Annotated in this window: 20 protein-coding genes; 14 read left to right on the top strand and 6 right to left on the bottom strand. The window is 63.6% G+C overall.

The annotated features are described in order from the left end of the window. The 3 genes from trpC (at position 1) to GWE18_RS30190 (ending at position 1,704) form a co-directional block, all read left to right on the top strand. Positions 1-822, top strand: a complete 822-nt coding sequence (gene trpC, locus GWE18_RS30200) for an indole-3-glycerol phosphate synthase TrpC (RefSeq protein ID WP_275189372.1) — start codon at positions 1-3, stop codon at positions 820-822. A 3-nt stretch (positions 823-825) separates the two neighbouring features. Continuing rightward, positions 826-1,329, top strand: coding sequence for a cyclic pyranopterin monophosphate synthase MoaC (gene moaC, locus GWE18_RS30195; RefSeq protein ID WP_275189371.1), 504 nt, complete (start codon positions 826-828; stop codon positions 1,327-1,329). A gap of 105 nt (positions 1,330-1,434) precedes the next feature. Further along, positions 1,435-1,704 (top strand): hypothetical protein, encoded by a 270-nt coding sequence (locus tag GWE18_RS30190; protein WP_275189370.1) that lies wholly within the window; start codon positions 1,435-1,437, stop codon positions 1,702-1,704. Between the two features lie 69 nt (positions 1,705-1,773). Here GWE18_RS30190 and GWE18_RS30185 read toward each other — a convergent pair whose 3' ends face one another. Then, positions 1,774-2,367: a CGNR zinc finger domain-containing protein gene (locus tag GWE18_RS30185; protein ID WP_275189369.1), complete on the bottom strand. Its 594-nt coding sequence runs from the start codon at positions 2,365-2,367 to the stop codon at positions 1,774-1,776. 127 nt (positions 2,368-2,494) lie between these two features. Here GWE18_RS30185 and GWE18_RS30180 point away from each other — a divergent pair, with 127 nt between their 5' ends. Together GWE18_RS30180 and GWE18_RS30175 are read left to right on the top strand one after the other, a co-directional pair. Further along, positions 2,495-3,907, top strand: a complete 1,413-nt coding sequence (locus GWE18_RS30180) for an amidase (protein ID WP_275189368.1) — start codon at positions 2,495-2,497, stop codon at positions 3,905-3,907. 233 nt (positions 3,908-4,140) lie between these two features. Next, positions 4,141-6,873 (top strand): EAL domain-containing protein, encoded by a 2,733-nt coding sequence (locus tag GWE18_RS30175; protein ID WP_275189367.1) that lies wholly within the window; start codon positions 4,141-4,143, stop codon positions 6,871-6,873. 356 nt (positions 6,874-7,229) lie between these two features. On the opposite strand, the gene GWE18_RS30170 is transcribed toward GWE18_RS30175, so the two are convergent. Beyond that, positions 7,230-7,751, bottom strand: a complete 522-nt coding sequence (locus GWE18_RS30170; protein ID WP_275189366.1) for a hypothetical protein — start codon at positions 7,749-7,751, stop codon at positions 7,230-7,232. Positions 7,752-7,999: 248 nt separating this feature from the next. On the opposite strand from GWE18_RS30170, the gene GWE18_RS30165 reads away from it, so the two are divergent. Continuing rightward, positions 8,000-9,313, top strand: coding sequence for an epoxide hydrolase (locus GWE18_RS30165; RefSeq protein ID WP_275189365.1), 1,314 nt, complete (start codon positions 8,000-8,002; stop codon positions 9,311-9,313). A 173-nt stretch (positions 9,314-9,486) separates the two neighbouring features. Here GWE18_RS30165 and GWE18_RS30160 read toward each other — a convergent pair whose 3' ends face one another. Beyond that, entirely contained in the window at positions 9,487-10,578 is a 1,092-nt protein-coding gene (locus GWE18_RS30160; RefSeq protein ID WP_275189364.1) for a hypothetical protein, read from the bottom strand. A gap of 454 nt (positions 10,579-11,032) precedes the next feature. On the opposite strand from GWE18_RS30160, the gene GWE18_RS30155 reads away from it, so the two are divergent. Then, positions 11,033-12,037 carry a tripartite tricarboxylate transporter substrate binding protein gene (locus GWE18_RS30155; protein WP_275189363.1) on the top strand — a complete coding sequence of 335 codons (1,005 nt, stop codon included), beginning with the start codon at positions 11,033-11,035 and terminating at the stop codon, positions 12,035-12,037. 25 nt (positions 12,038-12,062) lie between these two features. Here GWE18_RS30155 and GWE18_RS30150 read toward each other — a convergent pair whose 3' ends face one another. Beyond that, positions 12,063-13,397, bottom strand: coding sequence for a S41 family peptidase (locus tag GWE18_RS30150; protein ID WP_275189362.1), 1,335 nt, complete (start codon positions 13,395-13,397; stop codon positions 12,063-12,065). 493 nt (positions 13,398-13,890) lie between these two features. Next, complete coding sequence (locus GWE18_RS30145) at positions 13,891-14,190, bottom strand: hypothetical protein (protein WP_275189361.1); 300 nt, start codon at positions 14,188-14,190, stop codon at positions 13,891-13,893. A 131-nt stretch (positions 14,191-14,321) separates the two neighbouring features. Here GWE18_RS30145 and GWE18_RS30140 point away from each other — a divergent pair, with 131 nt between their 5' ends. The 5 genes from GWE18_RS30140 to GWE18_RS30120 all read left to right on the top strand — a co-directional run bounded on the left by GWE18_RS30140 (position 14,322) and on the right by GWE18_RS30120 (position 18,038). Beyond that, positions 14,322-14,948, top strand: coding sequence for an HAD-IA family hydrolase (locus tag GWE18_RS30140; RefSeq protein ID WP_275189360.1), 627 nt, complete (start codon positions 14,322-14,324; stop codon positions 14,946-14,948). 11 nt (positions 14,949-14,959) lie between these two features. Then, positions 14,960-16,171 (top strand): gephyrin-like molybdotransferase Glp, encoded by a 1,212-nt coding sequence (gene glp / locus GWE18_RS30135; RefSeq protein ID WP_275189359.1) that lies wholly within the window; start codon positions 14,960-14,962, stop codon positions 16,169-16,171. Positions 16,172-16,367: 196 nt separating this feature from the next. Further along, positions 16,368-17,069 (top strand): transcriptional repressor LexA, encoded by a 702-nt coding sequence (gene lexA, locus GWE18_RS30130; RefSeq protein WP_275189358.1) that lies wholly within the window; start codon positions 16,368-16,370, stop codon positions 17,067-17,069. 231 nt (positions 17,070-17,300) lie between these two features. Beyond that, on the top strand, positions 17,301-17,723 hold the full coding sequence (locus GWE18_RS30125) for a hypothetical protein (RefSeq protein ID WP_275189357.1): 423 nt from the start codon (positions 17,301-17,303) through the stop codon (positions 17,721-17,723). Positions 17,724-17,810: 87 nt separating this feature from the next. Further along, positions 17,811-18,038, top strand: a complete 228-nt coding sequence (locus GWE18_RS30120; protein ID WP_057848833.1) for a hypothetical protein — start codon at positions 17,811-17,813, stop codon at positions 18,036-18,038. 19 nt (positions 18,039-18,057) lie between these two features. On the opposite strand, the gene GWE18_RS30115 is transcribed toward GWE18_RS30120, so the two are convergent. Next, positions 18,058-20,352, bottom strand: a complete 2,295-nt coding sequence (locus GWE18_RS30115) for a ComEC/Rec2 family competence protein (RefSeq protein WP_275189356.1) — start codon at positions 20,350-20,352, stop codon at positions 18,058-18,060. A gap of 457 nt (positions 20,353-20,809) precedes the next feature. Here GWE18_RS30115 and GWE18_RS30110 point away from each other — a divergent pair, with 457 nt between their 5' ends. Together GWE18_RS30110 and GWE18_RS30105 are read left to right on the top strand one after the other, a co-directional pair. Beyond that, complete coding sequence (locus GWE18_RS30110) at positions 20,810-21,064, top strand: hypothetical protein (protein ID WP_275189355.1); 255 nt, start codon at positions 20,810-20,812, stop codon at positions 21,062-21,064. A gap of 168 nt (positions 21,065-21,232) precedes the next feature. After that, on the top strand, positions 21,233-21,415 hold the full coding sequence (locus tag GWE18_RS30105; RefSeq protein WP_275189354.1) for a hypothetical protein: 183 nt from the start codon (positions 21,233-21,235) through the stop codon (positions 21,413-21,415). Positions 21,416-21,521: the final 106 nt, after the last annotated feature.

The following is a 21,521-nucleotide window of genomic DNA, read 5'->3' as shown; positions in this document are numbered from 1 at the left end:
ATGTTCGATATTCTGAGCGAGATCGAGACTTACAAGCGCGAAGAGATCGCTGCGGCCAAGCGGGCGCACCCGCTTGCCGAAGTCGAGGCCCGCGCCAAAGCGGCCCAGCCACCACGCGGCTTCGTCCGCGCCATTCGGGAAAAACTCGCCCGTGGCGACTACGCGCTGATCGCCGAGGTGAAAAAGGCCTCACCGTCGAAGGGGCTCATTCGCGCTGATTTCGATCCACCGGCGCTGGCCCAGGCTTACGAGGCCGGCGGCGCGGCGTGCCTATCGATACTGACGGATGCGCCCTCGTTCCAGGGCCATCTCGATTTCATGGTGGCGGCGCGCGCGGCAACCAATCTGCCGGTGCTGCGCAAGGACTTCCTGTTCGACACCTATCAGGTGGTGGAAGCCCGCGCCCATGGCGCGGATTGCATTCTGATCATTATGGCTGCGCTCGACGATGCCGCCGCCAGAGATATCGAGGACGCGGCGATTGCGCTCGGCCTCGACGTGCTGATCGAAATCCACGACCGCGCCGAGCTCGACCGCGCGCTAAAACTTCGTTCGCCGATGATCGGCGTCAACAACCGTAACTTACGGACCTTCGAGACGACGCTTGCGACCAGCGAGGCGCTGGCGCCGCTGATCCCGCGTGATCGCCTGATGGTCGGCGAAAGCGGCATCTTTTCGCCTGCCGATCTCGCCCGCCTCGAGCGCGTCGGCATGTCGACCTTCCTCGTCGGCGAAAGCCTGATGCGGCAGGCCGACGTGACGGCGGCAACGCGCGCGCTGCTCGCGCGCGCCACCGCACCGCGTGCGACCGGGACCGGCTAGCAGATGGCGCGGAAGGCTTCCAAAGGCGGCTCCGCCCTCACCCATATCGATGCATCGGGCGAAGCGCGGATGGTCGATGTCTCGGCCAAGGCAGCGACCGAGCGCACGGCAGTAGCCGAAGGACGCGTCGTCATGGGCAAGGCGACGCTCGATCTGATTATCTCCGGCAATGCCAAGAAGGGTGACGTGCTGGGCGCCGCCCGCATTGCCGGCATCATGGCGGCCAAGCGCACGTCGGAGCTGATCCCGCTGTGTCATCCGCTGGCGCTGTCCAAGGTGACGCTCGACATCACGCCCGACAAAAAACTGCCCGGCTGCATCGTCCGCGCCACCGTCAAGGTCACGGGGCCGACGGGGGTCGAGATGGAAGCGCTGACAGCGGTGTCGGTCGCCTGTCTCACCATCTACGACATGATCAAGGCGGTCGAGCGCGGCGTTTGTATCGAAGGCATCCATCTCGTCGAGAAGATCGGCGGCAAGTCCGGCCATTATCGCGCCGAGCGGTGAGCTGACGGCGTCGCTTTTGTCACGCGTGTGTGACCCATGCGGCGCGGAATGCGCGCCGCGCTTTCGGGGTTTTTGCTATCGGGACCTTTCGCAAGGAGGAATCCGATGTCGATCTACCGGCTTGTTGGCGCGGCGGTTGCGCTGGCCGTGATCTCGGCACCTGCCAAGACACCTGCCATGGCACAGCAAGTGATTTACGAACCAGGCTATTGCGCATTCTTCTATCCAAACGCCAATTGCCAGAACAAAGGTCCGGGCAATCCCTACACCGACCCGCGGCGGTTCAACCAGGGCTACGGCATGTCGGACGGCTCTCCGGCGGCCGGCGCCGTCGTGAGGAAGCGAGCGCATCGATCCCTGACATCCACGCGGTGACGACTTCGCCAACTTTCGCCAGATCGTGCAGTTTCTGCGGACCAAGCCGATCGGCCGACACAAGATGACCTATTCAGCGTTACGCTGGCGCTCGCGATAATTCCTCGTCTTCATGCGGTTCCCGCACAATGACGACATGCACCATCGCCGCGTCGCGGGCTTCGAACGATCGAAGAATACGCGGCGGCATTCGTCGGAAGCGCACATCTTCAACCGATCGAGCGTTCCATTTCTGGAGCCGTCATAGAGCTCCGCGACAACCGATGAGAGCCCTGCCAGCGCGTCGTCACGCGCGGCCCTGAGCACCATGCCGCCGTCATTCCTTGCCGTCGCGAGCAGCGGAAACAGCTTGAGCACCTTGTTCAGCGCGCGGACCGAATCCTTGTTCCTGCTCCGCTCCGGCGGGTCACGCTGCACATAGTCGCGGATCAAGGTCCGGAGCTCAAGCGCGGTTGCGAGCATCGCAGGCGAGATCCTCGCATCGGCGAGCAACAACCCGCGTTGCCGCATCCACGCCGCGAGTTCCTTCGCATTCGTCAGTTCATCACCTTGCGGGTGTTGCACGCCATGATGCGTAAAATGCCTGACGTCGAGTGTATTGGCGAAATCGTAGAGATTGGCCAATTCGTCGGGAACCTTGAACTGTTTGGACAGCTTCGACATGAAACACCAGTAAATCAGATTTACCGGTTGACAGCAATCGACACCAGTATAACGTTTATACAGGTGTTCACCGATGGCTGGTCATTCGCCGGAAGATTCCAGCCGCCGCATCGCTGACCGAGCCGGAATGGACGTTGTCACCGACGATCTGCACTACCTTGAGCTCACGGAGCTTGCGGCACGCATCAGGGACCGCAAAATTTCTCCGCTGGAAGCAACGCGCGCGCAACTCGATCGCATCGCCGCTTTGGACGGTGAACTCGGCAGCTACGTTCAGGTGATGGCCGACGCTGCGATGGCGCAGGCCGAAGCCGCGCACGCCGAAATCGCATCGGGCCGGTATCGCGGGCCGCTGCACGGCGTTCCGATTGCGGTGAAAGATCTATTTTGGATAAAGAATGTTCCGACGGCCGCCGGCACCATCATCCACGGCAATTTCCGGCCGGATCAAGACGCAACTGTGGTGCACCGCCTGAATGAAGCCGGCGCGGTCGTGCTGGGGAAGCTGCAGCTTACGGAAGGCGCCTATTCCGATCATCATCCATCTGTGACGCCGCCCAGGAATCCATGGAATCCCGACTATTGGCCGGGCATTTCGTCAAGCGGCTCAGCAGCCGCAACTGCGGCGGGACTTTGCTATGGCTCGCTCGCCTCCGATACCGGCGGATCGATCCGTTGGCCGTGCGCCGCCAACGGCCTGACCGGCTTGAAGCCAAGCTGGGGACGCGTCAGCCGCCACGGCGTGTTCGAACTGGCAGCGACGTTGGACCATGTCGGGGTCATTGCCCGGAGCGCGACCGATGCCGGCGCAATGCTTGGCGTCATTGCCGGACGCGATCGTGCCGATCCGACAGCGGTCCTCGACTCTGTGCCCGACTATCTGGTCGTAGCGGAACAGGACGTACGAGGCCTGCGGATCGGCTTCGACGCGAAGTGGAGCAGCGACGGCGTGGACGTTGCGACCCAGCAGGTGCTGGGCGAGGCGATCGAGACGATGCGTGCGCTTGGCGCTGACATCGTCGATGTGCGGTTTCCCGATGTGAAGCAGGCCGTCGCCGACTGGGTGCCGAATTGTGCGGTGGAGGCAGCGGTCGCGCATGATGCAACCTATCCGGCCCGCAAGGATGACTATGGCCCGGTCCTCGCCGCCGTCATCGAGGCAGGCCGCACATTATCCGCTCTCGACTACCAGAGAGTCCTGCTGCGCCGACTGGAACTGCGCGGCCGGGTCGCATCGCTGTTCGAGACAATCGATTTGCTGCTCATTCCGGTTCACCCGTTCCCGCCCCTGACGCTCGCCATGATACGGACGCTCGGCGAGCAGCCGGACCTGATTGCCAGACTGCAGGAATACACCTGCCCGTTCAACATGACCGGCCATCCCACCATCACGCTGCCCGGCGGCTTTTCCGCAACCGGAATGCCGATCGCGTTTCAGCTTGTGGCCGCCAATCTCGACGAGGCCACGCTGGTACGCGCTGGCGCAGCTTTCCAGAGGGTCACATCCTGGCATCGCCGCCATCCGTCGCTGAGCGCATGAAGGCAACATTGAGTGTCCCATCAGCGCTACCTGCCGCTGGCACCCGGACGCCTGCGGATGCCCGGAAACCGGACCCTCTCCTGAGGTTGTCATCGCCCCCGCTCGCCACCGGAATAACCATTCATTAACCAGACTTCCTAACGTCAATTCCATCTCGGCGCAGTATCGGTGTCATGGGCCGGGGGTTGAGATAACCGCTTCCGGAAGTCCATTCCTGGCAGCAATCGCGTTCCATGGCTTCGACCGGCACCACATCATTCAGGATTGCGTCCGCCTTCCGCGGCGGCCCGATCCGCTGGTTGGTTCTCGGCGGCACGCTCCTGATCGCCGCCATCGCGATCGGCGCGACCATCATGGCCGGCAATTTCCGCGAGCGCGCGCTGCGCAACAGCGAACGCGAGCTGGAAAACACCGTGCTGCTGCTCGCCCGCCATTTCGACCAGCAGCTTGAAGACTTCCAGGTCGTTCAGAAGGACCTGATCGCGTTCATGCGCTCCAGCGGGATCGCGACTGTCGAAAACTACAAGCCCCGGATGTCCAGCCATGACATCCACCTGATGCTCAAATCCAAGATCGACGCGTTGTCCTATGTCGGCGGCGTCAACGTCTTCGACGCCGACGGTAACCTGATCAACGCATCGGTCGCCTGGCCGCCGCCAATAGTCAACTCGGCAGACCGCGCGTTCTTCAGGACCTTCAAGTCCAGCCCGCAATCCCCGGAGATGCTGGTCGAGCCGGTCTACAGCCGCGTCACTGGCGTCTGGACTACGGTGATCGCACGCAAGGTCACCGGGCCGAAGGGCGAACTCCTCGGCGTCATCGGCCGCGGCATCGAACCCGTCAATTTCGAAAAGTTCTTCGCAACCGTAGCACTCGGGCCCGGCTCCTCGATCGCCATGCACCACAGCGACGGCACGCTGCTGGCCCGTTACCCGCACGTGCCCGAGTTGATCGGCAAGAACTTCAGGAACGGTCCGGCCGCCCAGCGGCAGGTATTCGAGCGGCCCCGCAGCACTTCGCGCCTCGCCAGTCCGATCGACAGCGAGGACCGGCTGATCGCCTCGCGCGCGCTGACGAATTTCCCACTTCTGATCATCGCATCGACGACGACATCGGCCGCGCTGGCCGACTGGCGCGAGCAGATCGGAATCGTGATCACGATTGCCGGACTTTCCGTGCTGGCGATCGCCGCCCTGCTGTTTCTTGTCGTTCGCAAGCTTTCGCATCAGCACCGCGCCTCGAAGCGGCGGCTGACGCTGGAAAAGCAGCGCCTCGACACCGCCGTCAACAACATGACGCAAGGGCTGCTGCTGTTCGATTCGAAGCAGCATCTCATCATCTGCAACAACCGCTATCTCGAGATGTACGGCCTGTCGGCCGACGTCGTAAAGCCGGGCTGCAGCTTTCGCGAGGTGATTGCCCATCGCAAGGAAACCGGTTCGTTCGTCGGCGACATCGATCATTATGTCGAGATGGTGCTGCGCGAAGTCGCGCACCGGAACGTCATGGTCATCTCGACGCCCGACGGGCGCTCTATTCAGGTCGTCAACGAGCCCGTACCGGACGGCGGATGGCTGGCGACGCACGAAGACATCACTGAGCGCCGGCGCGCCGAGCAACGCATCACCCACCTCGCCCATTACGACGCGCTGACCAACCTGCCGAACCGCACCCTGTTCCACGAACAGCTCAAGCGCGAATTGTCTCACGCCGCGCCGAGCCGGCAACTGGCGGTGCTCTATATCGACATCGACGAATTCAAGAGCGTCAACGATTCGCTCGGACACATGATCGGCGACGAGCTCTTGAAATCGGTCGCGGCGAGCCTCGCCGCCTGCGCGCGGAAATCCGATTTCGTGGCCCGGCTCGGCGGCGACGAGTTCGCCATCGTTCAGACCGGCATCGAGGATACCGACGACGTGATGATGCTGGTCAGCCGCATCTTCGAGTCGATCCGCATCCCCTATCAATGCCTCGGCCATCAGGTGACCACCGATGCCAGCATCGGCATCGCGCTGGCGCCGCGCGACGGTTCCGATATCGACCAGATCCTCAAGAATGCGGATCTGGCGATGTACGCCGCCAAGGCCGCCGGCCGCCGCACCTACCGCTTCTTCGAAGCGGACATGGAAGCCGAGGTGCGCGCCCGCCGCAGCCTGGAAATGGACCTGCGCCAGGCGCTCGTCAATGGCGGCTTCGAGGTCTACTACCAGCCCTGCCTCAGCCTGCAGACCAACGCGATCACCGGCTGCGAGGCGCTGGTACGCTGGCGTCATCCGCAGCGCGGCATGATCTCGCCCGCCGAGTTCGTGCCGCTCGCCGAGGACACCGGCCTGATCAACCAGCTCGGCGAGTGGGTGCTGACCACTGCCTGCAAGGAAGCGGCGAGCTGGCCCGGCAATATCAGGCTCGCGGTCAACGTCTCGCCGGTTCAGTTCAGGAGCGGCACGCTGGCGCTGAAGGTGATAGCGGCGCTGGCCGCATCCGGCCTCGCCGCGGACCGGCTCGAACTCGAAATCACCGAGGCCGTGCTGATCCGCGACGACGAGACAGCGCTCGCCGTTCTGCACGATCTTCGCGGCATCGGCGTCCGCATCGCGCTGGACGATTTCGGCACCGGCTATTCTTCGCTGAGCTACCTGCAGCGCTTCCCGTTCGACAAGATCAAGATCGACCGCTGCTTCATCACCGACATCGCCGAGCCGCAAGGATCGTCCAGCATTGTACAGGCGGTGGTGACCATCGCCGCCGATCGCCACATGACGACGACGGCCGAAGGCGTCGAGACCGCGCAGCAGCGCGACTTGCTGCGCGAACTCGGGTGTTCGGAAATGCAGGGCTACTTGTTCAGCGCGCCGAAGCCGGCAGCGGAGATCAGGCCGCTGCTTTCGGCGCACCGGCAGGGGCCCGAGGCGGCGCGGGCGAACCGGCCGCGCCGGCGCAAGCCGATTGTGCGGACGGCGTAGGCGATCACTGCGTTTTCGCGTGACGCTTCCTGCAACTCTCATTGCGAGAAGCGACCGCCTCCTCGTCGTCCCTGCGAACGCAGGGACCCATAACCACCGATCTGCATTGTTGAAGCAAAGCGGTCGACCATCTCGCTCACACAACATCCGCCGCGGCGTATGGGTCCCTGCGTTCGCAGGGACGACGAAAACTGGTTTCCAATGGGATCGCTTCGTTCCACCCATCCTACGCAAACACACCTTCGCCTTCTCGCGGCTTGCTTCGCCCGAGGCTCACGACAAGCCGATAGTAATTGCGGGCGTAGACACGAATTACGGTGCAGCACGTCACCGTAATTCCAATTGGATGAGGCCGGTCAGCGGCGGGAATCTCTTGCGGCCTGTGCTCTCTTGTTCGCCTGTGACACCCGTCCAATCGTTGATCGCGGGAGCTTGATATTTCGTCGGCGACTCGGAATCGACTTCATGCCTTCATGGGAAGTTGGCTCATTTGTCGGGCGGGAGAATTGCTGTGCTCTCCGAAGAGAAAGCGCTCGCCGAGCCGCTTCTCCCAGTTCCCTCCTCGCCTCAAATTTTTGGAGGCGAGCGAGCTCCTTGTTAACCCGCTTCAGGGCAGCGACGAAAACCTGCTTACGGCGGAGAGAATGCTCGGCAGTCCCCGAAACGCTTTGGCCGCGAGGCTCGGCGGTGCCTTTGCTGATCCGGCGCCGCTGGAAGGCGAGCGTACGCTCCTTGTCGCGGAGTTTTCTGAGCGATGATTTCAGGTTTTCAAGTGTCGCGCGATCCACATCACCAATTTCGGGGTGATGAGAGGTCTGTATGAGCGCTTTCTCATCGTGTTTCAGAATACTTAGCTCAAACTTGCAGGGTGCAGACATTTGACACCTCATACATGCAATTCGTTGCCTTGCCGTCGCTGCGCTAGCCAACCTTGCCAATCATATCCACGGTGCGTTTCCGGGGCTCTCACGATGGCTTGAAGAATGACGGTGACAGTGCTGGACTGCTCCCTGGAATGAGGCACCGTAATTAACTCCGCCACCCGGATGCAGGGTCCATTTTTCGATCGGAACCGCATTCGCGCGCGTTCGTTATGCCCGGCAGAGCCCGGCAGAGTATGCCTCATATGCTGGAAAAGCAGATGCCTCGTATGGGTTCTCATACTGAGCAAATGACCCGGCGCGAATTGCTTGTCTCAAGCGCTGCTGCATTGACAGGCACTTCAGCGACTGTGGGTCCTTTGGCGCTTGTCCTCGGCCCGGCGGATGCGCTCGCGCAGGGCGACGACGACCCCATCGTTCCTTTCGCTTATCACGCATCGGATGAGGCCCTTGCCGATCTGCGACGGCGCCTTGAGCAGACGCGGTGGCCGGAGCGCGAGACTGGAGCAGGATGGGATCAGGGTCCACCGCTCGAAAAACTCAAGGAACTCGTCGCCTATTGGCGAACAGATTATGACTGGCGGCGGTGCGAGGCCGAGCTCAACCGATGGCCACAGTACAAAACCGTGATCGACGATCTCGGCATACACTTCATTCATGTTCGGTCACGCCACTCGAACGCCCTGCCGATCATCCTGACGCATGGTTGGCCAAGCACGATTCTGTTGTTTCGCGAAGTCATTGGCCCACTGACCGATCCCATTGCACATGGTGGTACGGCGGCGGACGCATTCGATGTCGTCATCCCCTCGCTGCCGGGCTTCGCTTTCTCCGACAAGCCGACCGAACGAGGCTGGAACTCCGAGCGGATCGCGCGAGCTTGGGGCGTGCTCATGCAACGGCTCGGCTATCGGCGGTACGTCGCGCAAGGAGGCGACTGGGGAGCGTTCGTGACGACCGCGATCGCGCAACAGCGGGCGCCGGGTCTCGCAGCGATCCACCTCAACTTTGCACAAACGATTCCTGACGTGATCCCAGCCGAGCTTCAACCGGACCAGAAACGGGCGGTGGAAATCATGAACACGTTCCGCGAGAAGAATTCGGGCTATTTCCAGCTCCAGGCGACGCGGCCACAGATGATCGGCTATGCGCTTGCTGACTCACCCGCGGGGCAGGCTGCTTGGATCTATGACATCTTCAACAGCGCAACTGGTGCCACAGGGCGGCCTGAAGACGCCCTAACCCCCGACCAGATGCTTGACGAAATTACGCTGTTCTGGCTCACCGATTCCGCCGCGTCATCGGCGCGCCTGTATCTTGAGCAGACCCAGCTGCTGGGCAAGCGCAACAATCCCGGCCGCGTCGACCTGCCCGTTGGAGTCAGCGTCTTTCCTCATGACGTTTGGCCAGTCGCGCGCAGCTGGGCCCCGCAGGTCTACCCGAGCCTCTTCTACTGGCGTGAGCTCGACCGCGGCGGGCATTTTGCATCACTCGAGGTTCCGGATCTCTTCACAGAGGAGTTACGCCGTTGCTTTGGGGCGTTGCGCAACGCCCGATGATTGCCGCCTCAAGATCGCGGCGGCAACCGAAAATAACGGCGGTGACAGGCCTGGACTGCCCCTTGGAATGAGACACGCTAATTTCTGTGACAGCAAGTGGCCTGCATGAGCGCAGCGATATGCGGGGATTGGCCAAGACCCCGATATCGCTTCGCTCATCCAAGCTCGGCTTGCTAGAGACGTGCCTTCAGCGGCACCCGAAACGTCCTAAAGCCTTCGATGTCGGGAAACCGCTCTGCGGCTTCGCGCGAGGCCAACGTCAGAACCGCGGCCGGGACTTCGCCGTTGACCAGCCGGTCGATCGCGCCGGCTTTTGCTTCGCTGAACTGGACTTCCGCGGCGCCCGCCGCCATGAATGCGGCGCTGACACGTCCGCTCGATGCGGATTGCTTCTCCTCGATTGCAATGCTCTTGTTGTTCAGGTCGGATAACGAACTGATCTCCGGACGTGCCAGGACAAGCGCGACCAGATTGTCTGCATCGTCTGGCGATGCGGATGCCGTCTCGTCGATATCGTCGGCCTCACCGGGCTCCACTGCCGGATTGTCCGATTTGTTGGCCGGCTCCCGCCCCGCCCCGATTGCCGTGACGAAATCGGCCATTCCAGTCGCTTCGACGAGCTGCTGTTGTATTGTTCGGGCGGGAGCGCTCGCGGCCGTGGCGGGCGCCGCGGCGATCTCGGACGTGGCCGGCGGCGCGCCAATCTCGAGCGTGGCTGGCGGCGGCAGGGCGACCTCGGACTTGACCTCGGATTTGGCGGCCTCCGCGGGCTTCGCTGCGGCAATGGAGGCTGCCTGAGCCGGCTCCGGCCTGTCGGAGCTTTGCAATTTGCGCTCCGGCACCTCTCCTCCCGCGACGGCCTTTTCCCGCGCCGCTCTCGCCGTCGCCGCTGGAATATCCTTCCTGGTTGCTGCGAGATTGGGGACGACGGCCTTTTTGGTATTCGACGCTTTGTGCGACGCCGCCGTGCCGGTGCGCGACGGGGCGCGGGAAACCGGCGCGGGTTGCCTCGACACGCGTGAACGAACCGCTGGTTCAACTCTCTCTATTTCCGCCTCGGCCGGTACCACGACCTTCGTCTCGCGTTCCCCGCGATGCCGGGCAGACAATGCCTGATCAGACCAGGCCATATAGGACTGGCACGCGCTGTTGCATGGCAGCCCATCGATATAAACGACGCCGGGCGAATCGAGCGGATTTGCCTGCAGGGCTCCACTCGAACCGAGGGACAAGATCAGGGTGAGCAAAATCTGTTTTCTCGACATGACTACTCCGTCTGAACGCGCATGGTGTCCGGCCCGAGCTACGCTTGGATGGAGATGAGGTTTCAAAAAAAGAGGTCTTGTTTCCGGATCGCCACCCGTGCCTTGACGATGCCTTGCAGCCCGGCCAGCGAGTGCCACACGCCACAAATTCGGAACGAATTGTCGGCAACAATAGCCGGCAGGAGCGCCGCGGCATGAGGGGATAGATCAGCACCCCGCGTGCAAACGGAGAGATGGATTGCTTCGCTTCGCTCGCAATGACGTGGAGAGCAAGAAGCCCGGATGGAGCGCAGCGCAATCCGGGGATTCCCCGTCTGTTGGTGGCCGCCCCGGATTTCGCTTTGCTCCATCCGGGCTACAACGCTCCAGCCATGGATTAACCGTCGGGAACGCCATAACATAAGATGTGTTCTTGACTTGGGCGTGTCGCCGTCGCCTGCAAGAGGGTCATCGCATGGATGAATTGTCGCGTCGCAATTTGGTGACGGTCGCCGCGATCACCATGGCATCGACCGTTGCGTTCGCAGGCGCCTCGCTTATGTCGACCGCCCGTGCTGCTGACTTTCCGACGCGCTCCATCACGCTGGTCGTGCCGTACCCGGCCGGCGGCGGCGTCGATGCGATGGCGCGCGTGGTGGCGCAAAAGCTGTCGGACGCTTTCCGCCAGACCGTGACCGTCGACAACCGCGGCGGTGGCGGGGGCACCATCGGCACGCGCGCGGTCGCGCGCGCCGCGCCGGACGGCTACACGCTGCTGCTCGGCCACACCGGGACGCTGTCGATCAACCCAAGCCTCTACACGAGGCTCGGCATGGATCCGCGCAAGGATTTCGCGCCGATCGGCCTCGTCGCCTCGATGCCGGTGGCCCTGCTCGCCCATCCGTCGTTTCCCGCGAAGACGGTCGCCGAATTGATCGCGGTTGCGCGGAAGACGCCGGGCACGCTCAATATCGGCACGTCGCCCGTCGGCACCGGCGGTTACATGTGCGCCGAACTGTTCAAGGCCGAGGCCGGGATCGATATCGCGGTCATCCCCTACAAGGGCACGGCGCCGGTCATGAACGATCTGCTCGGCGGCCACGTGCCGGTCGCATTCGGCGTGCTGCCGCCGGCACTGGGCAATATCGCGGCCGGCCAACTGCGGGCCATCGCCGTCACCAGCAAGACGCGCTTCTCGCTATTGCCCGATGTGCCGACTTTCGACGAGTCGGGACTGCCCGGCTTCGAAGCCGTGTTGCATTACGGGCTGCTTGCGCCGCACGGCACGCCACCTGAGATCATAGACATCCTCAGCGCCGAGTTGCGCAAACTCGGCAACGATTTGGAGGTGCAGAAACGCATTCGTCTCGAAGGCGGCGATCCCCTCAGCTCGACGCCGGCCGAGTATGCCGACGACATCGATCGGGAAGAAAAGAAGTGGAGCAAGCTCGTCCATCAGCTCGGGCTGAAGGTGGAATAGCCGGCCTCTAGGCTGAAAGCGACCGCTAGTTCGGCACCGCCCGCTTCGCCGCCGTCGCCGCGTTCGCATTCACCGTGCCGCCGCGCAGCAGGTTGAACGCCGCGTTCAGCGCCTTGTCATCCTTGTCGTTGGGCGGAACGTAGGATTGCGAGCCGGGCTGCTCGGCGCCGTCGGCGGCGAGGTGCCCGCGCATCGAGGCTTCGCCCTTCAGCTCGGAACGGCTCTTGAGTTCATCCGGCACGTCCTGCAGCACTTCGACGTCGGGCGCGATCCCCTGAGCCTGGATCGAGCGGCCTGATGGCGTGAAGTAGCGTGCGGTGGTCAGCGCCAGCGCGCCATTGCCTGATCCGAGCGGGATGATGGTCTGCACCGAGCCCTTGCCGAAGGTGCGCGTGCCGATCAGGGTGGCGCGCTTGTGGTCGCGCAGCGCGCCGGCCACGATCTCGGACGCGGAGGCCGAGCCGCCGTTGATCAGCACCACCAGCGGCTTGCCCTTGGTGATGTCGCCGCCGCGCGCGCTGAAGCGCTGGGTTTCCTCCGCGGTGCGGCCGCGGGTCGAGACCACCTCGCCGCGCGTCATGAAGGCGCTCGACACCGATACGGCCTGGTCGAGCAATCCGCCGGGATTGTTACGGAGATCGACGACATAGCCGGCGAGCTTGTCCGCCGGGATCTCCTTGGCGATGCTGGCAATGGCCTTTTTCAGCCCATCAGTGGTCTGCTCGTTGAAGCGGGTGATCCTGATATAGCCGATATCGCCGCCGTCGGTCTTGTGGCGGACCGGCCGCACCCGGATGATTTCTCGCACGATGGCAATATCGACCGGCGCGACAGAACCCTTGCGCACCACTTTGAGCCGGATCTTGCTGTTGGCGGGGCCCTTCATCCGGCCCACCGCCTGTTCGAGGGACAGGCCCTGAATGGCCTCGTCGTCGATCTGGGTGATCACGTCGCCCGACAGGATGCCGGCCTTTGCCGCAGGCGTATCGTCGATCGGCGTCACCACCTTGACGAGGCCGTCTTCCATCGTGACCTCGATGCCGAGTCCGCCGAACTCGCCATGCGTGGTCTCCTGCATGTCGCTCCAGCCCTTCTCATTCATGTAGCGCGAATGAGGATCGAGCGCCGAGATCATGCCGTTGATGGCGCCTTCCATCAGCTTGGAATCGTCGGGCTTTTCGACATAGCTGGTCTTGATCCGCTCGAACACGCTGCCGAACAGATTGAGCTGGGTGTAGGTGTCGGAACGGGCCGCGGCCTTTGCCGCCGCCACCAGATGCGCCCCCTGCGGTCCCACCACGAGAACCGTCAGACACGCGCCCGTCACGGTGCCGAGAAGAAAGGCAAAATTCCTGCGCATCGTGGGGCGTCCCTTTCGGCTTACGGACGCCCGCGATTCCCCGTGAATCGGCGCCCCTGTCCCGGTCCCGCCAACTCACAATGGCTTTTTGGTCGGATCAAGGCATGCCAACCCGCGCCATTACGCGTTTTCAGAGTCTGAATGAAATCATCACGTTACATTTCGCGTCGTCATGCCCGGCCTTGTGCCCGCCTTCGCTAAAGCTTCGGCGGACTAGCACTGAATCCGGCGAAGCCTTGGCGTAGACGGATGCCGGGCATCCACGTCTTTAGTCACCCGGTCGGCTCGCAAAAGACGTGGATGGCCGGGACGAGCCCGGCCATGACGGCGGGCGGGGCCAAGCTCTCAGGAGCTATTATCGGCTTCCTGCAGCCCGTTTTGCCAGGTGGAGGGCCGGGTTCCGAAGCCGCGTTTGGCGCGGGTGCCCAACCAGTAGCCGCATCTTCTCGCACACGGACATCATTGTCCCTGCATAGCGCCGGGAAGTGTCTTCTTACTTTGCAGCGCCTTCGGCGGATGTGGCCTTCGGCTTGGCGGGCGCCTTGGCAGTATCTTTGGCCGCTGCTTTCGGCGGCGCGCCGTCGCCGCGCATCGTTCCCCAGGGGTCGGTGCTCTTCTGTTCCGGTATGTTGCCCAGCGATCTCCGGTAGGACTGCTCGGCCTCCTTCTCGGCCCGGATTTCCGCAGGAGTCTTCACTTTGTCAGGGTCCCCGTATTTCTGCATAGGCTGCGACTGGGCCCAGGCCGGCCCGGCCAGCAGTGTCATCACAGCCACAACGCCAACGATTTTCATGCGAGCCCCTCCAAAACTTTTCGGGCCAAGGCTTAGCACAGCTCGCGCACCGGCTTAAGCGCCGGATTGCGTGAGGGGCGCGAATCCCCGTGGCCGTTGCCGAGGCCGGGCGAGTTTTGTAAACGACTGCCATGAATTCGCCGCTCGCCCCCCACGCCGCCGACGCCTTGCTGTTCGATCTCGGCCGGGTCGTGCTCGATATCGACTTCAACAGGGTGGTGGCGAGCTGGGCCGGCCATGCCGGCTGCAAGCCCGCCGATCTCGTCAGCCGTTTTTCACCTGATGAGGCCTGGCGGCGGCACGAGCGCGGCGAGATCAGCGACGCCGCGTTTTTCGAAAGCCTGCGCGCCTCGCTCGGGATCGGCATCACCGACCTCCAGTTCCTCGAAGGCTGGAACGCGATCTTCACCGGCGAAATGCCCGGCATTGCCGCGATGCTCGCGCGCGCCGGAACCCGGTTGCCGCTCTACGCCTTCTCAAACACCAACAGCGCGCATGTCGAGCATTTCTCGAAGGCCTATGCCGGGGTGCTCGGCCATTTCCGCGAAATCTACCTGTCGCCCGTGATCGGGCTTCGGAAACCGGACGCGGCGGCCTATGATCACGTGGTGAAGGCGATCGGCGTCCCCGCGCCGCGCATCGTATTCTTCGACGATTCCGCCGAGAATATCGCGGGCGCACGTGCGCGAGGCTTGACCGCGGTGCATGTGGCATCGCCTGATGACGTCGCAATGGCGCTTGCCGCGCTTGGTATTTGAGGGGTCTGCCTGTGGCCTTGATGCCTGTCGCCGATGCGCTTGCAGCGATCCTTAGCGGTGCAGCCCCGCTGCCCGAAGAAATGATCGCGCTCGAGGCCGCCTGGCATCGCGTACTGGCGCGCGATGTCGCAGCAAAGCGGACGCAGCCCCCGCAGCCGATGTCGGCGATGGACGGCTATGCGGTGCGTGCGGCAGATGCCGCCGATCTCTCCGTGCGGCTGAAGGTGATCGGCGAGGTCAAGGCCGGCCGCCCGTTCGAGCGCAAGGTGGGCCAAGGCGAAGCCGTGCGGATCTTCACCGGCGGCGTGATCCCTGGCGGCGCCGACGCCGTCATTATCCAGGAAAACACGGCGATCGACGGCGATTCCCTCACCATTACGGAAGCCGCCGTTCCGGGGCGACATATCCGCGCCGCCGGCGTCGATTTCCGCGAGGGTGATGTCTTGCTCACGCGCGGGCGCCGCCTCGCCGACCGCGACCTGTCGCTCGCCGCCGGCATGAACTATCCGGAGCTTGCGGTGCACCGCCGCCCGAAAGTCGCTGTCCTCGCCACCGGCGACGAGCTGGTGATGCCGGGCGCAAACCCCGGCCCCGGCCAGATTGTCTATTCCAACGGCTATGGCTTGCGGGCGCTGGCGCGGGCCGAGGGGGCCGAGATCGTCGATCTCGGCATCGCCGCCGACACGGTCGCCGCCACCACGCAAGGCATCCGGCGGGCCCGCGAGGCCGGCGCGGACATTTTGATCACCATGGGCGGCGCCTCGGTCGGCGACCACGACCTCGTCAAGCAGTCCCTGGAGGCCGAGGGCGTCGCCATGGCGTTCTGGCGTATAGCGATGCGGCCGGGCAAGCCGATGATGCATGGAATGCTGGGCGCGATGCGGGTGATCGGCCTGCCCGGCAATCCCGTCTCCTCCTATGTCTGCGGCTTCCTGTTTCTGGTGCCGTTGATTCGCGCACTATCGGGCCGCGATCACATCCATCATCCGCGCGAAAGCGCCCTGCTGGGCCGCGATCTCGCCGCCAACGACCAGCGCGAAGACTATCTTCGCGCACGCCTCGAAGAGCGCGCGGATGGCACGCTGATCGCGGTGCCGGTGAACCACCAGGACTCGTCGTTATTGGGGAATCTGGCTGCGGCGCAGGCACTTGTGATACGTCCGCCATTCGCGCCGGCAGCCGCGAAGGGTTCGCCTTGCGAGCTGCTCCGGCTGCCGGAATGATGCCCTGAACGGCACTTTTGGCCGCAGCCGCAATGCGTTCACCTGAAATTAAGTGGTTGCGGAACACATATCGAACATATAGTGTCCGTTCATGATTTGTTTCGACTGCTAGTGTCTAGTTGGGGAGTTTGGGGACTCCCGCAATCTAGGCCCTGACTAATCGGAACCGACGACGCCAACCGGGGGATTGCTCGCGATGCTTACGCGCAAACAGTATGAACTTCTGCGTTTCATCAATGAACGGCTGAAAGAGGCCGGCGTACCGCCCTCCTTCGACGAGATGAAGGACGCGCTCGACCTGCGCTCGAAATCCGGAATCCACCGCCTCATTACGGCGCTGGAGGAGCGTGGCTTCATCCGGCGCCTGCCCAACCGCGCCCGCGCCATTGAAGTCATCAAGCTGCCGGAGCTCGCTGCCGCCGGTAACGGCCGCCGCGGCTTCACGCCGAGCGTCATCGAAGGCACGCTCGGCAAACGCACCTCGAGCGCGCCCGTCATGGAGGACGATGGCAATCGTCCGGTCGCCGTCCCCGTGATGGGCCGGATTGCCGCCGGTACGCCGATCGAGGCGCTGCAGACCCGCAGCCACACCATCAACGTGCCGCCGGACATGCTCGGCTCGGGCGAACATTACGCGCTCGAAGTGCGCGGCGATTCCATGGTGGACGCCGGCATTCTTGACGGCGACATGGCGCTGATCCAGCGCAACGAGACCGCCGACACCGGCGACATCGTGGTGGCGCTGATCGACGAGGAGGAAGCCACCCTGAAGCGCTTCCGCCGCCGCGGCGCCTCGATTGCGCTGGAGCCCGCCAATGCTGCCTACGAAGTCCGCATTCTGCCGCCGAACCGGGTCCGGATACAGGGCAAGCTGATCGGGCTGTACCGTAAATACTGACCGGCCAGTTTTGCGGACATGACTGCGACGCACCCCACCCCGGCCTTCGGCCGGGGTTTTTTGTGGCGCGCGGGGAACCAAGCTGCGCTATCGCGTTTGTGATTTAGGCGCCGTGCGCCAGTCGCAGAATTGCCCAGAAACAAGAAAAGGCTCTGCGCCAAGTCCACTCTGATAGAGGCCTGTGCCTCCTTCGAGACACGGGTCAGCTATCTCAAACGAGGGAGCCATCCGATGTGTGACTATAGCCTGCATGCTGTAGCGACGCGGCCCGCCCAGGTCGGCGAGACGCTAATCACCACGACGTTCCGCGGTACATCTACCCGCGGCTTTGCGTCAGAACGCGAGCCTGCAGTGGCGGTCTGCATGCTTCCCGGCACCGAATTGGCATTCGCCGAGGACGTCAAATACGACAACCGTTGGATCTGGACGCGAACCACCGACTGGCGGGTCGGCAAGTTCAACCAGATCGAGCCCGAAGTATCCGATCGTCACCATGACGCGATCGAATTTCCTGATGGAAGCCATGTGCTGGTGACGCAGCTTTGCGAAGGCCAGCGCGCGACTGTGCTGCAATTGCCGGTGGTTCAGACCGATGGCGAACGTGCACCGAAGGTCAAGGAAGCACCTCCGGCCACATCCATCGTGACCGGATAGATAAGCGCCAAGCCTATGCGATCCGCCGGCTCCGGCCGGCGGATCATTGTGATATAATTTTAGAACTCGGCGCCGAGGGGGCAATCGGTGGTCAACAAAGTCACATGGCAAAAAGCCGGACGCGTCACTGAGCCCGGACGGTACATGTTCAGGTACGGCTGGCTCACCATCACTGCCGAAGATCTCGCGATCTGGCGGCAATTTCCCGAGGCGTCGTTCACGCTGGTCAACCTGCCGTCGGAGCCCGATGCGCCCGAGGAATTCCACCTCGGCGCGTTCGAAATACCAGCCAGTCCCTCGCTCGACGAGCACTGACGCGAGCACTGACGTCCGCCTACTCCTCCGCCTGCAGGTCCGCCTCGGCCGGCGTGGCATCGACCGCGCGCGGTGGCACGACACGCGGCGCCAGCACGGCGGCGTCTGCTTCGCTCTCGTCCGCTATCGCCGGCGACCACGGGCGATCGATCCCGCGGGATTTGGCCGCCTCGACGACAAATCCGTCACGGCCTCGCCGCAACGCCAGCGCGCCCTGCCGTCGCAGCCGCTCGGCATCGATGACGGAAGCCGCGCATACCGCGGGCGCCTGCCGCAGCGTCACAACGAGCGCCGCGCGCTCGCAATCGTCCGAAAGCGCCTCGGGCTTGAACGACTGCGCGACGAAACCGCCGCCGGCCGCTTGCGTCACGCAGCCAAAGTCGTCGCATGACACGCCGGCGGTGAGCGAGGCATCAGCCGCCGTTCGCGCGTCCGCGTCCGCCGCCAGCCACTCCTTCAGGAGGAAGGCATCCCGGGAGCCCTTGGCCGCATGCATCAGGCGCAGCTTTCCATCCTGGCCGCGGATCCCGACATTGCGGCCGTCGGCGGAGATCAGGATGTCCGGCTGCGGTACCCTCGCCGCCCATAGCGCCGCCACCAGCACCAGCACCGCACCCGACCAGCGCAGCGGCGTGCGCAACAGCCCGAGCAGGATGATGCCAAGGCTGGCCGCGATCACCGGGCCGATGCCGAACGCCGGCACCCGCCCGACCGCGCCAGGCAACGCCGCGACCCATTGCGTCACCGCAATCATCCAGTCGATGCCGACGCCCATGATCGCCCAGAACACACCATCGAACCCGAACGGCATCGCGACCAGCCCAAGGAGACCCATCGGCATCACGACCGCCGAGACCACCGGCATCGCCGCGAGATTGGCGAGCACGCCGTAAGGCGTGACCCGGTGAAAGTGAAAGGCCGCGTAAGGCGTGGTTGCGAGCCCTGCAACCAATGAGGCCAGCAGCAGCATGGTGACCTCGCGGCCGCCCCACAGCGCCGCACGCGCGGTCGCGGTATGGTCTGCTGTCGCGAACAGGCGCGGCATGCCGATTTGCACCAGCGCCACCAGTCCCAAAGTGGCAGCAAACGACATCTGAAAACTCGGATGCACCAAAGCTTCCGGTGCTACCGTCAGCACAATCATGGCCGCGACCGCGAGTGTGCGAAACGTGATGGCACGGCGATCGACCATGACCGCGATCAGCACCACGGCCGTCATGAAGAACGAGCGTTGGGTTGCGACCTCGGCGCCCGACAACAACAGATAAAACGCAGCGGCTGCGAGGGCGGCCGCCGCCGACCATTTCTTGATGGCGTAGCCGACCGTGAGCGTTGGAAACAACGCAAGCAGCGCCCGCACCGCAAAGAACACGACACCGGCAACGACGGCCATGTGATAGCCCGAGATCGAAAGCACATGGCCCAGACCGGAGATGAACATCGCATCGTTCACCGGCGGCGAGATCGCGTCACGCCGCCCGGTTAACAGCGCGGTCGCAATCGCGCGCTTGTCACCTTCCAGCGTGGTCCTGATCCGCGCATCGATCGCATCGCGCAGCCCCTGCATGAACGCTGAATAGCGCAGGCGGAGTCCTGCCCCCTCCGGCGGCTTCGCGGTCTTGATCGCGCCCATCACGAAGCCGGAGGCGCCGATGCCGGAAAAGAACATGTCGCGGCTGAAATCGTAGCTGCCCGGCCGCACCGGCGAAAGCGGCGGCAACAGCCGCGCCTTCAGTTCGACGAAGCTGCCGACCGGCGGCGCCGTGCCCTTCTTTACCGATAGCCGCACGCGCTCGAGCTTGGTCTTCCCCCGCGCGCTTTCCATGGTGGCCACGCGGAGGACAAAACGATCGGTACGCTCGCGAATGTCGCGCGTCTCGACAAAGCCGGTCAGCGACACCGAAAACATCGGCCGCGCCAGCACGCCATGCGCGACCCGCGCCGTCTTCCAGGTCGCCACCGCAAAGCCTGCCGCAACGGCTGCAATCAAGACAGCTATGGGAAAGAATTTTTGCCGCCGCAGCAGGATCGCGACCGCGCCAAGCATGATCGCCACAATAGCCGCCACCGACAGCACCGGCTCATGATCGGCGGCAAAGTAAAAGGCAATACCGGTCCCGAACGCCACCGGCACCCACGGCAGCAGGCGCCCTGCGCCGGCTTCCGCGCGAGCCCATGTTCGCAACGTTTCGATCAACGGCGGCCAGAAAGCGGGCCGCGAAGGCGCGTAGCCACCGATGGGCGCGGCCGCGCGCGGCGGCCAGGTTCCGGCGTAGCCCCGCTTCCGGCCCGACGTGTCGCCCTGCTCCGCCACCCGGTTTACACCTTACGATCCAATCGAGGCCGCAAGACTACCGGACGCTGCATTCGGACCGCTAGCGGAACAGATGCAGAAACCTGAAGAAACAGGGCGTAACATCCACGGATTTCCCCCGACGACTTCCGCCAAAAGGACAATTCATCCGCGTGGAAAAATGCCGCTAGGTCAGCCGAACTGCATTTTCCGAATCGGCAAAGCGTGCTCGTTCTCTGAAATTCGAGGCTGGTTGCGGAGCACGACGTGAGCCAGTTTTCTTGCACGCTTCTGCTTGTGACGGCTCTGATGCTTACGGCATGCTTCGGAGTAGCAGCTTGGCGCAACTCCGGTGACACATCGGAGGTCACGGGAAGCATCCCGCCGCCGTTGATTGACTTGCGCTAAAGATCCATGCCCTTCGGGGTTCAGGCAGAAACCTAAAGAAATGCGCCGCGGCTCGCGCTATGATCGCTCCATGAAGCTTGCTACCTGCCTTTCATACGCCCTCATGATCAGCACCTTGGCGACCGCCGCTGCAGCGGCTGAACAATGCCGTTTCATCGAGGCGAGATCCGAGCGCGAGGCATGCTATAAGCGCCAGGATGCCGAGCGGGCCGCCCGACAGAAAAGCGACGAGGCCAAGCAAGCGCAACAAAAGCCCTACGAGCCCATGACGCAGGAAGATGCCCAGCTCGCAAAGTCCCTGCGCAGCATTTGCCGGGGCTGCTAGGCAGCCGGCGCCACCATCCAATCCCGGCAGCCCACCGCCCGGAAAGCGCGCTTGCAAGTGCGCCGCAGCAGGATGCAAACTGGGTGCGCTTGACGAGGTGTCAACGTCTACGGGTCTCGGCGCGACTGGAATTCACAGTTGCGCTCAGAACGAGCGGAGGATGACGCCATGCGAGAAATCGAAATCCACGACTATGCGCGGCAATTGCTGGAAGCACATGGCCCCAAGGCCATTGCGGAAGCCGCCCAGAACGCCATCGAACTCGAGGCCAAAGGCGAGGTCGAACTGGCCAGAACCTGGCGGCATATCGAAGACGCGATGAAGCTCATGCGCGGGCCCCACCAAAGCTGAGGCTGCCGGCGCGGCAACGCAGAACCAGGACCCATTGCAAGCCGCCTCACCGCGGCTGAATGGCGGCACGACCTCCAAGATGCGGCTCTCCATAACAGGAGTGAAA

This window comes from Bradyrhizobium sp. CSA112 (assembly GCF_029051645.1).
In the GTDB taxonomy this organism is placed as follows: domain Bacteria; phylum Pseudomonadota; class Alphaproteobacteria; order Rhizobiales; family Xanthobacteraceae; genus Bradyrhizobium.
This window is presented reverse-complemented; position numbering and strand designations above follow the sequence as displayed.

What these genes read in the sequence shown, in the direction of transcription:
- GWE18_RS30170 (WP_275189366.1), bottom strand. Translation starts at nt 7,751, where the DNA reads ATGTCTGCACCCTGCAAGTTTGAGCTAAGTATTCTGAAACACGATGAG.
- GWE18_RS30180 (WP_275189368.1), top strand. Translation starts at nt 2,495, where the DNA reads ATGGACGTTGTCACCGACGATCTGCACTACCTTGAGCTCACGGAGCTT.
- GWE18_RS30165 (WP_275189365.1), top strand. Translation starts at nt 8,000, where the DNA reads ATGCTGGAAAAGCAGATGCCTCGTATGGGTTCTCATACTGAGCAAATG.
- GWE18_RS30145 (WP_275189361.1), bottom strand. Translation starts at nt 14,190, where the DNA reads ATGAAAATCGTTGGCGTTGTGGCTGTGATGACACTGCTGGCCGGGCCG.
- GWE18_RS30125 (WP_275189357.1), top strand. Translation starts at nt 17,301, where the DNA reads ATGTGTGACTATAGCCTGCATGCTGTAGCGACGCGGCCCGCCCAGGTC.
- GWE18_RS30110 (WP_275189355.1), top strand. Translation starts at nt 20,810, where the DNA reads ATGAAGCTTGCTACCTGCCTTTCATACGCCCTCATGATCAGCACCTTG.
- GWE18_RS30150 (WP_275189362.1), bottom strand. Translation starts at nt 13,397, where the DNA reads ATGCGCAGGAATTTTGCCTTTCTTCTCGGCACCGTGACGGGCGCGTGT.
- trpC (WP_275189372.1), top strand. Translation starts at nt 1, where the DNA reads ATGTTCGATATTCTGAGCGAGATCGAGACTTACAAGCGCGAAGAGATC.
- GWE18_RS30105 (WP_275189354.1), top strand. Translation starts at nt 21,233, where the DNA reads ATGCGAGAAATCGAAATCCACGACTATGCGCGGCAATTGCTGGAAGCA.
- GWE18_RS30140 (WP_275189360.1), top strand. Translation starts at nt 14,322, where the DNA reads ATGAATTCGCCGCTCGCCCCCCACGCCGCCGACGCCTTGCTGTTCGAT.
- GWE18_RS30175 (WP_275189367.1), top strand. Translation starts at nt 4,141, where the DNA reads ATGGCTTCGACCGGCACCACATCATTCAGGATTGCGTCCGCCTTCCGC.
- GWE18_RS30185 (WP_275189369.1), bottom strand. Translation starts at nt 2,367, where the DNA reads ATGTCGAAGCTGTCCAAACAGTTCAAGGTTCCCGACGAATTGGCCAAT.
- GWE18_RS30190 (WP_275189370.1), top strand. Translation starts at nt 1,435, where the DNA reads ATGTCGATCTACCGGCTTGTTGGCGCGGCGGTTGCGCTGGCCGTGATC.
- moaC (WP_275189371.1), top strand. Translation starts at nt 826, where the DNA reads ATGGCGCGGAAGGCTTCCAAAGGCGGCTCCGCCCTCACCCATATCGAT.
- GWE18_RS30155 (WP_275189363.1), top strand. Translation starts at nt 11,033, where the DNA reads ATGGATGAATTGTCGCGTCGCAATTTGGTGACGGTCGCCGCGATCACC.
- lexA (WP_275189358.1), top strand. Translation starts at nt 16,368, where the DNA reads ATGCTTACGCGCAAACAGTATGAACTTCTGCGTTTCATCAATGAACGG.
- GWE18_RS30160 (WP_275189364.1), bottom strand. Translation starts at nt 10,578, where the DNA reads ATGTCGAGAAAACAGATTTTGCTCACCCTGATCTTGTCCCTCGGTTCG.